We start from the raw sequence: 14970 nt of genomic DNA on the forward strand, positions 1-14970 counted from the left end.
ATCGTACGACCGACCGGGTACCCGGCGACGGCCCGTCCGCCGGCAGAGTCAGCCGGCCCACTCCTCGTGCATCACCCGGCCGTCCGTCGCCTCGATCGCGGTCGCGTAGACCTCCAGCACCCGCCGCGCGACGACCGGCCAGTCGAAGGTCGCCGCGACCTGCTGCGCGCACGCCGCCAGCGCGGCCCGGCGGTCCGGGTCGTCGAGCAGTTCGGCCATCGCGTCGGCGAGCGCGTCCGCGTCACCGGTCGGGAACAGCCGCCCGGCCCGACCGCCGTCGAGCACCCGCCGGAACGCGTCCAGATCGCTGGCCACCACCGCCGCGCCGGCCGCCATCGCCTCGGTCAGGATCATGCCGAACGACTCGCCGCCGATGTTCGGCGCCACGTACAGGTCGACGCTGCGCAGCATCCGGGCCTTGTCCGGCTCGGAGACCAGCCCCAGGAAAACCACCTGGTCACGCAGGTCGGCCGGGATCTCGCCGAGCAGTTCGTCGGCGTCACCCGGGCCGGCGACCAGCAGCCGCAGGCCGGGCCGGCGGCGGGCCAGCGACACGAACGCGTCCCGCAGCACCGGGAAGCCCTTGCGGGGCTCGGTGAACCGGCCCAGGAACCCCAGGGTGCCGCCGGACCCGACGGCGCACGGGCCGGGCCAGCCGGGCAGCGGCTCCACCCCGGCGAACTTCGCCACCGCCACCCCGTTCGGGATCTCGACCGCGCCGCCGCCGAGATGCTCGACCTGGACCTTGCGGGCCAGCTCGCTGACCGCGATCCGGGCGGTGATCCGCTCCAGCACCAGTTGCAGCATCCCCTGCGCCGCGGCCAGCGCCCGGGACCGGGTCATCGCGGTGTGGAACGTCGCCACCACCGGCCCGCGCGCCGACAACACCGCCAGCAGCGACACACTCAGCACGAACGGCTCGTGCACGTGCAGGATGTCGAACTCGCCCCGGGCCAGCCAACGCCGTACCCGGGCGGTGGAAACCGGGCCGAACGTGATCCGGGCCACCGAACCGTTGTACGGGAACGGCACCGACCGGCCGGCCGGCACCACGTACGGCGGCAACGGCGAATCGTCGTCGGCCGGGGCGAGCACGCTCACCTCGTGCCCCAGCCCGATCAGCGCCTCGGCGAGGTCCATGACGTGGTTCTGCACGCCGCCCGGCACGTCGAACGAGTACGGGCAGACGATGCCGATGCGCAGCCTGCCGCCCCCGGATCCCGCCAGCCGCACGCTCCCACTCCCCTTACGGTGTCGTCGTCGCCGCGGGGCCGCTGCCACCCCTGCGACTGGCTGCGGATGACGCGTCCGTCGCCGTGGGCGCGGGTCGCGCCGGCTGGTCCAGCCACATCCTCTGGAGCATGTGCCAGTCCCGCGGATGGCGGGCGATGCCGGCCGCCAGGCGGTCGGCGACCTGCTGGGTCAGCGCCCGCACCCGCTGGTCGAGCGGTGCGCCGTCCGGGTCCGGGATCTCCAGCGGGCCGTCCAGCGCCGCCCGCGCGATCCCGTCCTCGAACCACATCGAGGCCACGTAGAGCGGCGCCCCGGTACGCAGCGCCAGCAGCGCCGGCCCGGCCGGCATCCGGGTGCGGCCGTCGAAGAAGTCGACCTCGACGCCACGCGCCGACATGTCCCGGTCGGCCAGCAGCGGCACCACGTGCCCCTGCCCGATCTTCTCCTCGAGAACGCCGAACGGCGGCTTCTGCCCGCCGGTGAGCGGGATGATCCCCATCCCGATCCCCTGCCGGAAGGCGACGAACCGCTCGAAGACCCCCTCCGGCTTCAGGCGCTCCATCACCGTCGTCATCGGCCAGCCCTTCGCCGCGACCCAGGCCCCGGCCAGATCCCAGTTGCCGGCGTGCGGCAGCGCCACCACGGCGCCCCGACCGGCCGCCACGTCGGCGGCGAGCAGTTCCTCGCCGTCGAGCCGGAACCCGGCCAGCACCGCCTCGCGCGACAGCGAGGGCAGACGGAACATCTCCACCCAGTAGCGGGCGTAGGACCGCAGCCCGTCGCGGACCAGCTCGTCCAGTTCCGCCTCCGGCATCGCCGGGCCGACCACCCGGCGCAGGTTGGCCCTCAACCGGACCGTACCCCGCCCGCCCCTCCGGTGGGCGCGGTCCGCGCCGGCCCGGGACAGGCCGGCCGCGACCGGCGCCGGCAGCATCCGCACCAGACGCCAGGCGGCGGCGTAGCCGAACTCGACGAGGTTCACCCGCTCACGTCCGCGCCCTCGTCGGCCAGCCTCGCCTGCCGGTACACGTGGACGATCCGCTGGCCGGCGGTGAACAGCGACAGCGCGGCGAGGAACCACAGCGCCGCGGTCAGCCCCCACGGCACGACCAGCCCGCTGAGCAGGCCGCCGACACCGACGATGATCAGGCGTTCGGTGCGCTCGGCGATCCCGACGTTGGCGGTCAGGCCCAGCCCCTCGGCGCGGGCCTTGACGTACGACACCAGGCCGCCGCCGACCAGGCAGATCAGCGCCGCCACCACGCCCCAGTGGTCGCCCTGCGTCGCCAGCCAGTAGGCGACCGCGCCGAAGACCGCGCCGTCGGCGACGCGGTCCATGCTCGAGTCGAGGAACGCGCCGAACCGGGTCGACCCGCCACGCATCCGGGCCATCGTCCCGTCGAGGAGGTCGGTCAACGCGAAGACGGTCACGATCAGGGCACCGGCCACCAGGTGGCCGCGGGCCCCGAACCCGAGCGCGCCGACCAGCACGCCGGCTGTGCCGGTCACCGTCACCGCGTTCGGGGTCACCCCCCAGCGCAGCAGGGTGCGGGCGATCGGCTCGATGACACGGGTCATGCCCGCACGCGCGGTCACTTGGAAGATCTTCGCCATGGCGGTCCCACAGTAACGGTCCGCGGTTGCGCCGTGGTGCGGCCGGGGGCGTCCACTTCGCGCGTCGGGGTTGATTACACCCCGTCGCGGGTGTGGGATCAGAATGCGTCCTGCATCCACCACGTCCCTGGGAGGTGCGCCGATGGCGCAGAAGAACCACGACAAGGCAGGCACCGGCGGTGCGCCGATGGTGGACGAACCCGGCAAAATACGCAACGTGGTGCTGGTAGGCCATTCCGGAGCGGGGAAGACCACCCTGGTCGAGGCGCTGCTCGAGGCGACCGGCACGGTCGGCCGGGCCGGCAGCGTCGCCGACGGCACCACGGTCTGCGACCACGACCCCGCCGCCGTACGCCAGCAGCGCTCCGTCACCCTCGCCTGCGCCCCGCTCACCCACGACGGCGTCAAGGTGAACCTGCTCGACACGCCGGGCTACGCCGACTTCGTCGGCGAGCTGCGCGCCGGCCTGCGGGCCGCCGACGCCGCGCTGTTCGTGGTGTCCGCCGTCGACGGCATGGACGCCGCCACCGCCACCCTGTGGGAGGAGTGCGCCGCCGTCGGCATGCCCCGCGCCGTCGCCGTCACCCGCCTCGACCACGCCCGCGCCGACTTCGACGAGACCGTCGCCCTGTGCCAGCGGGTGTTCGGCGACAACGTGCTGCCGCTCCACCTGCCGATGCTCGGCGACGACGGCGTCTCCACCGTCGGGTTGATGGGCCTGATCAGCCAGCGGGTCTTCGACTACACGCAGGGCCATCCGGCGCAGGTCCGCGACCCCGACCCCGAGCACCTGCCGGCCATCGCCGAGGCCCGCGCCGAACTCATCGAGGGGATCATCGCCGAGAGCGAGGACGAAACCCTCATGGACCGCTACCTGGGCGGCGAGACGATCGAGTCCGGCATCCTCGTCGAAGACCTGGAGAAGGCGGTCGCCCGCGGCCACTTCTACCCGGTCGTACCGGTCTGCGCCCCGACCGGGGTCGGCCTCGACGTACTGCTCGAACTTCTCACCGCGGCGTTCCCGACCCCGCTCGAACACGACCTGCCGGTGGTCACCGGGATCGACGGCTCACCCCGGCCGCCGCTGACCTGCGACCCGGACGGACCGCTGGTCGCCGAGGTGGTCCGTACCGCGATCGACCGGCACGTCGGCCGGGTGTCGCTGGTCCGGGTCTTCTCCGGCACCCTGCGGCCCGAACAGACCGTGCACGTCTCCGGGCACGGCCTCGCCAGCCGCGGCCACCCCGACCACGACGCCGACGAGCGCGTCGCGCACGTCTACTCGCCGCTCGGCGCCACCCTGCGCGAGGTGCCGTACTGCGTCGCCGGCGACATCTGCGCGCTCACCAAGTCGGGCAGCGCCGAGACCGGCGACACCGTCTCCGCCCGCGAGGAACCGCTGCTGATCGCCCCCTGGGAGATGCCCGAGCCGCAGCTCCCGATCGCGGTCGTGGCCCGGTCCCGCTCCGACGAGGACGCGCTGGCCCGCAACCTGGCCCGGCTCGTCACCGGCGACCCGACGATGCGGCTGGAACGCAACCCCGAAACCCACCAGCTCGTGCTGTGGTGCATGGGCGAGGCGCACGCCGAGGTGGTCCTCGACCGGCTGCGCGCCGGCGGCGTCGAACTGGACACCGAACCGGTCCGGGTCGCGCTGCGCGAGACGTTCGCCGCCGCCTCGAAGGGCCACGGCCGGCACGTCAAGCAGTCCGGCGGCCACGGCCAGTACGCCGTCTGCGACATCGAGGTCGAGCCGCTGCCGACCGGTGCCGGCTTCGAGTTCCACGAACGCGTCGTCGGCGGCGCCGTACCGCACAACTACATCCCGTCGGTGGAGAAGGGCGTACGTGCCCAGCTCGACCGCGGCCTGCTCAGCGGCCACCCGGTCGTCGACGTACGGGTGACCCTGACCGACGGGAAGGCGCACAGCGTCGACTCGTCGGACGCGGCGTTCCAGGCGGCGGGCGCGCTGGCCCTGCGGGAGGCCGCCGAGAAGGGTCAGATCAACCTGCTGGAGCCGGTCGACGAGGTGACGGTCCGGGTGCCGGACGGCTACGTCGGCTCGGTCATGAGCGACATGTCGGGGCGGCGCGGCCGGGTGCTGGGCACCGAGCCGGACAGTGCCGGCGGCGCCACCCTGGTACGCGCCGAGGTCCCGGCGACCGAACTGGTCCGGTACGCCGTCGAGCTGCGCTCGATGACGTCGGGCGCGGGCACGTTCCGGCGCGCGTTCGCCCGCTACGAGCCCGTCCCGTCCCACCTGACCGACGGGCTACGCACCGCCCACCCCGGTCCCACCGCCTGACCCCCTCGCGTCCGCCGCGCCGGTCACCCCGTCACGGCCGTCGCGGCCCGTCACGGCCGCCGCGGCCCGTCGCGCTCGCCGCGGCCGTCGTGCCGATCAGGGAGCAGTGATCGTCTGCAGTTCAGGCACTCCGTGCCCGGCGTGTCGAGTGCCTGAACCGCAGACGATCGAGGTCGAGCCGCGCCGACCGTCGGCTGCCCCGTCGGCATCGTGCAGGGCCGGCGAGGCTGGGTATCGGTGCAGGGCCGGCGAGGCTGGGTATCGCTGTTGCGGTCCACAGCGAATCCGGCGTATCCACAGCGAACTCGCTGTGGACCGCAACAACAACTTCCCCGAGTCGTCTCCCGGTGCGGCGGTGCGAGGACACCGGTGATCGTCTGCTGTCCAGCCCTCGCGCCGGGCCTCGCTCCCGACGACCACGTGCCCGACCGGCTGAGGCACAGCGGATTTGCCGGGCGACGGCGCAAGAGCACGAGTGGGCAGGGGACGGCCGCGAGATCAAGGGCTGGCGCAGAGGGCAGGGCGGGGCAGGGGGCCGGAACCGAGGGCAGGAACCGAGCGCCGAGGGCCGGAACCGGGGGCAGGGGCCCGAGGCAGTAGCCGGGGCAGGGGCAGGGCCGGGGCAGGAACCGGGGGCAGGGGCAGGAACCGGGGCAGGGGGCCGGGCCTCAGGCGGTGGTGGCGGGCCAGGCGGCGGCGAGCAGGTCGCGGGTGTCGGTCAACAACTGTGGCAGGACCTTGGTGCGGGCGACCACCGGCATGAAGTTGGCGTCACCGCCCCACCTCGGCACCACGTGCTGGTGCAGGTGCGCGGCGATGCCGGCGCCGGCCACCCCGCCCTGGTTCATCCCGAGGTTGAACCCGTGCGCGCTGCTCACCTGCCGGATCACCCGCATCGCCGTCTGGGTGTAGACGGCCAGCTCACCGGTCTCGGCGGGGTCGAGATCGGTGTAGTCCGCGACGTGCCGGTAGGGACAGACCAGCAGGTGGCCCGGGTTGTACGGGTACAGGTTGAGCACCACGAAGACGGTATCGCCACGGGCGACGACGAGGCTGTCGTCGCCGGTCTGCGCCGGTGCCCGGCAGAACGGGCAGCCGGACGGCTTCTCGTAGCCGCCCTCCGGCCGGTCCTGGCCGGAGATGTACGTCATCCGGTGCGGGGTCCAGAGCCGGTCCAGCCCGTCCGGCGTGCCGGTGGTCGCCGGCTCGACGGGCGGGCCGGCCGGAAGGTCGGGCGGGCCGATCTCGTCGCCGGCCACGCTCACGGCGCGGCCGGTGCGGCCGGGTCCACCGCGGCCGCCGGGACGGCGGGGGCGCTCGGACCGGTGTTCGTACGGGACCGGACCACCTCGACGACGTGGGCGACCGCCTCGGCGAGCGGTACGCCGTTGCGCTGCGACCCGTCCCGGTAGCGGAACGACACGGTGCCCCCGGCCACGTCGTCGTCGCCGGCGATGGCCATGAACGGGATCTTCTGCTGCTGCGCGGTACGGATCTTCTTCTGCATCCGGTCGGTGGAGCTGTCGACCTCGGCGCGGATGCCCTCGGCGCGCAGCGCGGCGACGAATCCGGCCAGGTATTCGGCGTGGTCGTCGCGGATCGGGATGCCGACCACCTGCACCGGGGCGAGCCAGGCCGGGAACGCGCCGGCGTAGTGCTCGGTGAGCACACCGAAGAACCGCTCGATCGACCCGAACAGCGCCCGGTGGATCATGATCGGCCGCTGCCGACTGCCGTCACCGGCCTGGTATTCCAGGTCGAAGCGCTGCGGCAACTGGAAGTCGACCTGGATCGTCGACATCTGCCAGGTGCGACCGATGGCGTCCTTGGCCTGCACCGAGATCTTCGGCCCGTAGAAGGCGGCACCGCCCGGGTCGGGCACCAGGTCGAGGCCGGACTCCTCGGCCGCCGACCGCAACGCCTCGGTCGCCTCGGCCCAGTCCTCGTCGGAGCCGACCGACTTCTCGGGGTTGCGGGTCGACAGTTCGAGGTAGAAGTCGTCGAGGCCGTAGTCGCGCAGCAGGTCGAGGACGAACCGCAGCAGCGACTTCAGCTCGCCGCCCATCTGCTCCCGGGTGCAGTAGATGTGCGCGTCGTCCTGGGTCATGCCGCGGACCCGGGTCAGGCCGTGCACGACGCCGGACTTCTCGAAGCGGTAGACGGTGCCGAACTCGAACAGCCGCAGCGGCAGCTCGCGGTAGGACCGGCCGCGGGCCCGGTAGATCAGGTTGTGGAACGGGCAGTTCATCGGCTTGAGGTAGTAGTCGGCGCCCTCGACCTGCATGGGCGGGTACATGCCGTCGGCGTACCACTGCAGGTGGCCGGAGGTCTCGAAGAGGTGGCCCTTGGTCACGTGCGGGGTGTTGACGAACTCGTAGCCGGCCTGCTCGTGCCGCTGCCGCGAGTAGTTCTCCAGCTCGCGCCGGATGATGCCGCCCTTGGGGTGGAAGACGGCCAGTCCGGAGCCGATCTCCTCGGGGAAGCTGAACAGGTCCAGGTCGGCGCCGAGCTTGCGGTGGTCGCGGCGGGCCGCCTCCTCCAGCAGCTTCAGGTACGCCTTCAGCGCGTCCCGGGTCGGCCAGGCGGTGCCGTAGACCCGCTGGAGCTGCGGGTTCTTCTCCGAGCCGCGCCAGTAGGCGGCGGCCGAACGCATCAGCCGGAACGCGCCGATCAGCCGGGTGTTCGGCAGGTGCGGGCCCCGGCACAGGTCGGACCAGCAGACCTTGCCACTGTCGGCGTCGAGGTTGTCGTAGATGGTCAGCTCGCCGGCGCCGACCTCCATCACCTCACCCGCGTCGTATCCGGCGTCGCCGGCCTGGCCCTTGACGTCGACCAGTTCCAGCTTGAACGGCTCGTCGGCGAGTTCGGCGCGGGCCTCGTCGAGGCTGTCGAAGCGCCGCCGCCGGAACCGCTGCCCCGACTTGACGATCTCCTGCATCCGCTTCTCGAGCTTGGCGAGGTCGTCGGGCTGGAACGGCTTGGCGACGCTGAAGTCGTAGTAGAAGCCGTTGTCGATCGGCGGGCCGATGCCGAGCTTCGCCTCGGGGAAGATGTCCTGCACCGCCTGGGCCAGCACGTGCGCGGTCGAGTGCCGCAGCACGTTCAGGCCGTCGGGCTCGTCGATCGCGACCGGGGTGACGGTGGCGTCGGCGGGCGGGGTCCAGTCGAGGTCGCGGAGCTGGCCGTCGGCGTCGCGGACCACGACGACCGCCTTCGGGCCGGCTGTCGGCAGGCCGGCCGCGGCCACCGCGTCGGCCGCCGTCGTACCGGCCGGGACGACGACGGGGTCGGCCACGGCAGGGGTACGGGATGCGGACACGGACGGCTCCTTCGGTCGTACGCGGGGCGCCGCGTCGGTGGGGCTGCGGCACGTTCGGCGTGTGCGGGTCGGCTGACCCGGTGGCCCGGGCCGACTAGATGTTATCGGTCCCGGTGTCTTCGCCCGCCGGGGACGCGGTGCCGGCGTTACATTGGCGCCGTGACACCCGCGGACGTGCTCACCGCGCTCGGGCGCAGGTACCAGACGTTCTTCGCCACGCGACCGGCGGTGCCGTTCGCCGTGGCTCCGGCCGGCGGGCCGGCGCACACCTTCGGCGCCGGCGACCCGCTCTTCACCATCGTCGTCACCGACGACCGGGGCGCGAGGGCGCTCGCCGGTCTCGACCAGTTCGGCGTCGCCGTCGCCTACCTCCAGGGCTGGCTCGACGTCGAGGGCGACCTCGCGGCGGCGCTGCGGATGCGCGCCTTCTTCAGCGACTTCCACCCGCTGGCGTATCTGTCCCGGTTCACCCCGGGGGCGCTGCTGCGCGGCCGGCGCGAGGACGACCGGCGGGCCATCTCCGCCCACTACGACGAGGACAGCGAGTTCTTCCTGACCTTCCTCGACCGCCGGCACCGCTGCTACACCGAGGGGGTCTTCGCCGCCGACGACGAGCCGCTCGAGGACGCGATGACCCGCAAGATGGACCTCGCCCTGGACGTGATCGGGGTCAAGCCCGGCGACCGGGTGCTGGAGGTCGGCGGCGGCTGGGGGGCGTTCGCCGAGCATGCCGCCCGGCACGGCGTCGACGTGACCACCACCACCCTGTCGCGGGAGTCGGAGCGCTTCCTGACCGGGTTCTTCGAGCGGGAGCGGCTGCCGGTACGGGTCGTCCGCCAGCACATCTACGCCTTCCGCGACGAGCGGCCGTACGACGCGATCGTCAACATGGGGGTCACCGAGCACCTGCCGGACTACCGGACCACGCTGCGCAAGTACGCCGAACTGCTGCGTCCCGGCGGCCGGGTCTACCTCGACGCGCTGGCGATGCGCCGCAAACACGTCGCGTCGACGTTCATGAAGCGCTACATCTATCCGGGCAACTCGGCGCCGCTGCTGCTGCACCAGTACCTGCGGCACGTGGCACGTTCGCCGTTCGAGCTGCTGCGGGTCGAGGACGACCGGCACAACTACTACCTGACCTGCCGGGAGTGGGGCCGGCGGCTCGACGCCGCCCGCGACGAGATCGTGGCCCGCTGGGGCGAGCCGCTCTACCGCCGGTTCCGGCTGTTCCTGTGGGGTTCGGCGGCCGGCTTCGACACCGGCATGGTGCAGGCGTACCGGTGGGTGCTGCGGCTGCCCGGCTAGCCGACCCAGTCCGGCAGCGGTTCGCGGGCGGCGAGCCAGGCGTCGGGCACCCCGCCGGGCGTACCGACCCCGGTGTGCGCGGCGACGATCCCGCCGGCGATCGCGGCCGTGGTGTCGACGTCGCCGCCGGCCTCGACGCAGGCGCGCACGGCCGCCGGATAGTCGTCGAGGTGGCGGGCCGCCACCCACACCGTGAACGGCACCGTGTCGCCGGCGGTCACCCGCGACCCGTTGCCCAGCTCGTACGCGGCCTCGGCGACCGGCCGGCCGACCAGCGTGCCGGCCCGGTCGAGGCCCTGCCGGACCGGGCTGGCCCGGTCGACGGCGGCGGCGACGGCGGCGACGAGGTCCGTGGCGGACGGCCGCCGGCCGTCCAGCCGGGCCCGCGCGGCCAGCGCCGCGGCGACCGCCACCGCGACCGCGCCGGCGATGCCGTCGGGGTGGGCGTGGGTCACCTCGGCCGACGCGGCCGCCTGGGCCGCCGTCTCGGTCACCGAGTCGGCGAAGTACGCCCCGAGCGGCGCGACCCGCATCGCGGCGCCGTTGCCGAGCGAGCCCTGCCCGTCGAAGGCGGTGGCGGCGGCGACCGGCCACGGCGTGCCGCCGCGGATCAGCCGCAGGACGGTGAACGCGCCGGGTCCGTACCCGCGGTTGGGCTCGCAGCGGTCGGCGAACGCGGCGGCCAGCGCGTCCCGGTCGACCCGGCCGGCGCGGACCAGCTCGGCGAAGACCGAGCAGGCCATCTCGGTGTCGTCGGTCCACTCCCAGACCGGATCGGGCAGCCGGCCGGCGGCGAGGTCGGCCGGCCGCCGGCCGGGTACGTAGAACTGCGCGCCCAGGGCGTCGCCGACCGACAGCCCGGCCAGGCTGTCGCGGGCCAGCGCGGTGCGGGCCTGCGCGTAGAGGGTGAATGGCATGGCCCGCGCATCATGCCGCCCGGCGACCGCCGGCGCAACGCCCTGTTTCACCGCGGCGGTAGCGTCGGCGCAACGCGCGGACCGCGCCGACTTGCCACGGGCAGCACCGTCGGCGCAACGCGCGGGACGCGCCGACTTGCCACGGGCAGTACCGTCATCTCGTGGCCACGGTCCTGCTGGTTGAAGACGACCACGTCATTCGCGGCGCGATGCTGCGCTCCCTGGCCGACCGGGGGCACGCGGTGCACGCGGTCGGCACGGCGCTCGACGCCCTGCGCCGGGTCGCCGCCGAGACCCCGGACCTGGTCGTCCTCGATCTCGGCCTGCCCGACCTGGACGGCTCCGACGCGCTGCGGATGCTGCGCGGCATCACCGACGTGCCGATCATCATCGCCACCGCCCGTGACGACGAGCAGGCGATCGTCCGGTTGCTGCGGGCCGGCGCCGACGACTACATGATCAAGCCGTTCACCGGGGCGCACCTCGACGCCCGGATCACCACCGTGCTGCGCCGGGCCGGCCGGGCCAGCCGCACGGTGCAGCCGGCCGTGCACGAGGTCGGCGGGTTGCGGGTCGACGTCGGCGAGCGCAGCGCGTCCCTCGACGGGGTGCCGCTCGCGCTCACCCGCAAGGAGTTCGACCTGCTGGCCTATCTCGCCGCCCGCCCGGGACGGGTAGTCTCCCGCCGGGAACTGTTGGAGGAGGTATGGCGGCAGCCGTCGGTCGGCGAGGACCAGACAATCGACGTTCACCTGTACTGGCTCCGTCGCAAACTGGGCGAGTCCGCGGCGAAGCCGCGTTACCTGCGCACCGTGCGGGGGGTCGGCTTCCGGCTGGTTCCACCGGACTGAGGCTGGCGCTGGCCTACCTCACGGCGGCCACCACCGGCATCGTCGCGCTGGTGTTCCTCATCCCGCTCGGGCTCACCCTGCAGGCGGAGACCCGCGACGAGGCGCTCGCCGAGGCGGCCCGGCGCAGCGCGGTGGTCGCCGGGGCGCTCGCGGTCACCACCGACCCCGACACGGTCCGGCAGGCGATCGCCTCGACCGGTGGTGACCCGGCCGACCAGCCGGTCGTGCACGGCCTCGACACCGGTGGCACCCCGCGGGCCGGCGCGCCGGACGTGGCGCGGGCCGGCGAGGGCGGGCCGGTCGTCGTCGACGTACCCGGCGGGGTGGTGCGGCTGGAGCGGGCCACCGCCGGCGACCAGATCATGGTCGTCGAGGTCTTCGTCGCGGAGTCGGCGCTCTCGGCGGGCTCGACCGGCACCTGGCTGACGCTGGCGGCGCTGGCCGTCGGGCTGGTGGTCGCCTCGGTCGTGGTCGTCGACCGGATCGCCGCCCGGGCCGTCGGGTCGGCGCGCGGCCTGGTCCAGGCCGCGCTCGCCGTCGGCGGCGGCGACCTCGGCGTACGCGTCGAGCCGAGCGGGCCGCGCGAGCTGGCCGAGGCCGGCTACGCCTTCAACCGGATGGCCGACCGGCTGGTCGCCTCCCGCACCGACGAACGCGAACTCGTCGCCGACCTGTCGCACCGGCTGCGTACGCCGCTGACCGTGCTGCGCCTGGACGCCGACGCGCTGGACTCCGACGACACCAGCGTCGGCTCGTTCAGCGACGCCGAACTCGACCGGCGGCGCACCATCCGCCGGATCCGGCAGGCGATCGTCACCCTGGAGGGCGAGATCGACGTACTGATCAACACGGCCCGCAAGACGGTGCAGCAGGAGACCGAGCCGGACCTGTGCGACATCAGCGAGGTGGTCCGCGACCGGATGGTCTTCTGGGCGGCCCTGGCCGGCGACCAGAACCGCCCGCACCGGGTCACCGGCGCGCAGTTGCGGATCCCGGTCGCGGTGCCCCGGGCCGAGTTCGCCGCGGCGCTCGACGCGGTCCTCGGCAACGTCTTCCGCTACACCCCGCAGGGCACGGCGTTCGAGGTCGCGGTGTCGCGCCGGGACGGCTACGTCGCGGTACGCGTCGACGACGCCGGCCCCGGCATCGCCGACCCGGACAAGGCGTTGCGGCGCGGCACCAGCGGGCGCGGCTCCACCGGGCTCGGCCTCGACATCGCCCGCCGGGTGGCGCAACAGGCCGGCGGTTCGGTGAGCCTGGACCGGGCCCGGCTGGGCGGGGCCAGTGTCGTGATGCTGCTGGCCGACGCCGAGGCGAAGCCCCGGCAGGTCAACCGGTTCGGGCTGGTCGGCCGGCTGGCCCGGGAACGCGACCAGTCGGGGCGCCGGTGGCCGCGCCAGCGTCGCGGCGACGGTTGACCGGCCGGGACCGACGGCACGGCAGGCGGAACCGACGCCGGAAACCTGTCGGCCGACGCAAGTCTTCCTTAGGTCTGTTTTAACGGTGTTCCATCGTGGCCACTCCCGGTGCCAGCATCGGAGTCGATCCACTCCAGATGTTCCCCGGACCACCCCACCCGCATCCGGGTCCGATGGAACGTCGCGCGCGGCGGGCCGGTCCCCCCAACTCCGGACCCGCCGCGCGCACACCAACTCTGGGTTGACGAGGCGGATGTCATGCCGGCAGAGCGACCGGTTCCCGGGAACCACCCCACACATCGACCGGGCGGGATACCCTCGACCTGTCCGACGTCGGCGCCACCCGTTCGAGGTGAGTCCATGCCCGACACGCGCAGCCTCTCGCCGGCCCGGCTGGCCCGCTGGATCACGATCGTCACCGCCTCGATCATCGCGACGCTGGCCTGTTGGCAGGACCCCGGATATGCCCGCGACGAGCTACGGCTGACGATCGCCCATGACGGCCGGGGCACCGTACGGCTCGATGTCGCCCGGGCCGGCGGCGGCTTGCCCGACGGCGAGGTCGCCGCGACCGTACGGGCCCGCGGGTTCGCCGGCGGCACCGTCGACCCGCGGCCGATGCGGGCCACCTCGGCGGGCTCGCTGGTGCTCGACAGCACCCTGCCGCCGGGGCGGTGGACCGTCGACATCGACGTCACGGTGGACGGTGCCCCGTCCCCGGACGGCTCGTGCGCCGCCACGCTGACCGTCGGCCCGGACGAGCCGGCGGAGTCGGTCGTCTGCGCGCCGCTGGTCACCACGCCGGCCGGGGTGCCCGATGGGCGCGGCCTGGCGGACAGCCGACCGCTGGCGATCACCGCCGGGGCGGTCGGCCTGCTGTTCGCCGCGGTGATGGGTGGCGCGCTGCTGCGCCGCCGGGCCGCCGGCCACTGAGCCGCGGCCGGCCCGTCGGGGCCGGCGGCACCGGGCAGGCGCCACCGGTGTCAGTTCGCGGCGGCGTACGCGTCGATCTCGGCGATCAGCCGGGCCTGGGCGGGTGCCGGCAGGAACGACGCCGTGACGGCGGCACGGGCCAGGTCCGCGACGCCGTCGGGGCCGTAGCCGAGCAGCCGCGCCGCGACCGCGTACTCGTCGTTGAGGGTGGTGCCGAACATCGGCGGGTCGTCGGAGTTGATGGTCACCGGCACCCCGGCGTCGACCAGCGCCCGCAGCGGGTGCTCGTCGAGCGAGGCGACGGCCCGGGTCCGCAGGTTGGAGGTCGGGCAGACCTCCAGCGGGATCCGGTGCTCGGCCAGGTGGGCGAGCAGGGCGGGGTCGCCGGCGGCCGAGATGCCGTGCCCGATCCGTTCCGCGCCCAGCTCGCGCAGGGCGTCCCAGATCGTCTCCGGTCCGGTGGTCTCGCCGGCGTGCGGCACCGACCGCAGCCCGGCCGCCCGCGCCCGGTCGAAGTACGGCTTGAACTGCGGCCGTGGTACACCGATCTCGGGACCGCCCAGCCCGAAGCTGATCAGCCCGTCCGGCCGCTCCTGGAGGGCGATCCGCAGGGTCTCCTCCGCCGCCGGCAGGCCCGCCTCGCCGGGGATGTCGAAGCACCAGCGCAGCACGATGTCGAGTTCGGCCTCGGCGTGCCTGCGGGCGTCCTCGATCGCCTCGCAGAACGCCGGGGCGGGGATGCCACGGCTCACGTGCGAGTACGGCGTGATCGTCAGCTCGGCGTAGCGGACCTGCTGGCGGGCCAGTTCCCGGGCCACCTCGTAGGTCAGGATGCGGACGTCCTCCGGGTCGCGGATGAGATCGACGACGTTCAGGTAGATCTCGATGAAGTGGGCGAAGTCGCGGAAGACGAAGTATTCGGCGAGCGCCGCCGGATCGGCCGGCACCGGGGTGCGGCCCTCGTGCCGGGCGGCCAGCTCGGCCACGATCCGCGGTGACGCCGAACCGACGTGGTGCACGTGCAGTTCGGCCTTCGGCAGTCCGGCGATGAAGGTGGCCAGGTCGGTCACGG

The 14970-nt window shown here is 73.8% G+C and carries 12 protein-coding genes; 5 read left to right on the forward strand and 7 right to left on the reverse strand.

The window, feature by feature from the left end; all coding sequences use genetic code 11:
- Nucleotides 1-48 precede the first annotated feature (48 nt).
- The 3 genes from QCD66_RS24780 to pgsA are packed head-to-tail and all read right to left on the reverse strand — an operon-like array spanning nucleotide 49 to nucleotide 2847.
- Complete coding sequence (locus tag QCD66_RS24780) at nucleotides 49-1203, reverse strand: glycosyltransferase family 4 protein (protein ID WP_364207624.1); 1155 nt, start codon at nucleotides 1201-1203, stop codon at nucleotides 49-51.
- A 43-nt stretch (nucleotides 1204-1246) separates the two neighbouring features.
- Nucleotides 1247-2215, reverse strand: a complete 969-nt coding sequence (locus QCD66_RS24785; RefSeq protein ID WP_364207419.1) for a phosphatidylinositol mannoside acyltransferase — start codon at nucleotides 2213-2215, stop codon at nucleotides 1247-1249.
- Entirely contained in the window at nucleotides 2212-2847 is a 636-nt protein-coding gene (gene pgsA / locus QCD66_RS24790; RefSeq protein WP_375736546.1) for a phosphatidylinositol phosphate synthase, read from the reverse strand. Before pgsA ends, QCD66_RS24785 begins: the two co-directional genes overlap by 4 nt.
- Nucleotides 2848-2989: 142 nt before the next feature.
- Between pgsA and QCD66_RS24795 the strand changes: the two genes are divergently transcribed.
- Entirely contained in the window at nucleotides 2990-5152 is a 2163-nt protein-coding gene (locus QCD66_RS24795) for an elongation factor G-like protein EF-G2 (RefSeq protein WP_375736545.1), read from the forward strand.
- A gap of 668 nt (nucleotides 5153-5820) precedes the next feature.
- Here QCD66_RS24795 and QCD66_RS24800 read toward each other — a convergent pair.
- Both QCD66_RS24800 and thrS read right to left on the reverse strand, forming a co-directional pair.
- Entirely contained in the window at nucleotides 5821-6303 is a 483-nt protein-coding gene (locus tag QCD66_RS24800; protein ID WP_375736552.1) for an HIT domain-containing protein, read from the reverse strand.
- A 110-nt stretch (nucleotides 6304-6413) separates the two neighbouring features.
- Complete coding sequence (gene thrS / locus QCD66_RS24805) at nucleotides 6414-8471, reverse strand: threonine--tRNA ligase (protein WP_375736544.1); 2058 nt, start codon at nucleotides 8469-8471, stop codon at nucleotides 6414-6416.
- A 159-nt stretch (nucleotides 8472-8630) separates the two neighbouring features.
- Here thrS and QCD66_RS24810 point away from each other — a divergent pair, with 159 nt between their 5' ends.
- On the forward strand, nucleotides 8631-9779 hold the full coding sequence (locus QCD66_RS24810; RefSeq protein WP_375736543.1) for a class I SAM-dependent methyltransferase: 1149 nt from the start codon (nucleotides 8631-8633) through the stop codon (nucleotides 9777-9779).
- On the opposite strand, the gene QCD66_RS24815 is transcribed toward QCD66_RS24810, so the two are convergent.
- Nucleotides 9776-10696 (reverse strand): ADP-ribosylglycohydrolase family protein, encoded by a 921-nt coding sequence (locus tag QCD66_RS24815; protein ID WP_364207411.1) that lies wholly within the window; start codon nucleotides 10694-10696, stop codon nucleotides 9776-9778. The two genes, QCD66_RS24810 and QCD66_RS24815, sit on opposite strands and share 4 nt — an antisense overlap.
- A gap of 161 nt (nucleotides 10697-10857) precedes the next feature.
- Between QCD66_RS24815 and QCD66_RS24820 the strand changes: the two genes are divergently transcribed.
- The 3 genes from QCD66_RS24820 (at nucleotide 10858) to QCD66_RS24830 (ending at nucleotide 13898) form a co-directional block, all read left to right on the forward strand.
- On the forward strand, nucleotides 10858-11547 hold the full coding sequence (locus QCD66_RS24820; RefSeq protein WP_357517063.1) for a response regulator transcription factor: 690 nt from the start codon (nucleotides 10858-10860) through the stop codon (nucleotides 11545-11547).
- 50 nt (nucleotides 11548-11597) lie between these two features.
- Entirely contained in the window at nucleotides 11598-12965 is a 1368-nt protein-coding gene (locus QCD66_RS24825; RefSeq protein WP_357539927.1) for a HAMP domain-containing sensor histidine kinase, read from the forward strand.
- Between the two features lie 360 nt (nucleotides 12966-13325).
- A complete protein-coding gene (locus QCD66_RS24830) occupies nucleotides 13326-13898 on the forward strand; it encodes a hypothetical protein (RefSeq protein ID WP_375736090.1) in 573 nt (190 codons plus the stop codon).
- A 50-nt stretch (nucleotides 13899-13948) separates the two neighbouring features.
- Here the strand turns inward: QCD66_RS24830 and QCD66_RS24835 are convergent, their stop codons facing one another.
- Nucleotides 13949-14968: an adenosine deaminase gene (locus QCD66_RS24835; protein WP_375736091.1), complete on the reverse strand. Its 1020-nt coding sequence runs from the start codon at nucleotides 14966-14968 to the stop codon at nucleotides 13949-13951.
- Between the last annotated feature and the right edge of the window lie 2 nt (nucleotides 14969-14970).

Origin of the sequence: Polymorphospora sp. A560, assembly GCF_045781765.1 — a bacterium.
Lineage (GTDB): Bacteria > Actinomycetota > Actinomycetes > Mycobacteriales > Micromonosporaceae > Polymorphospora > Polymorphospora lycopeni.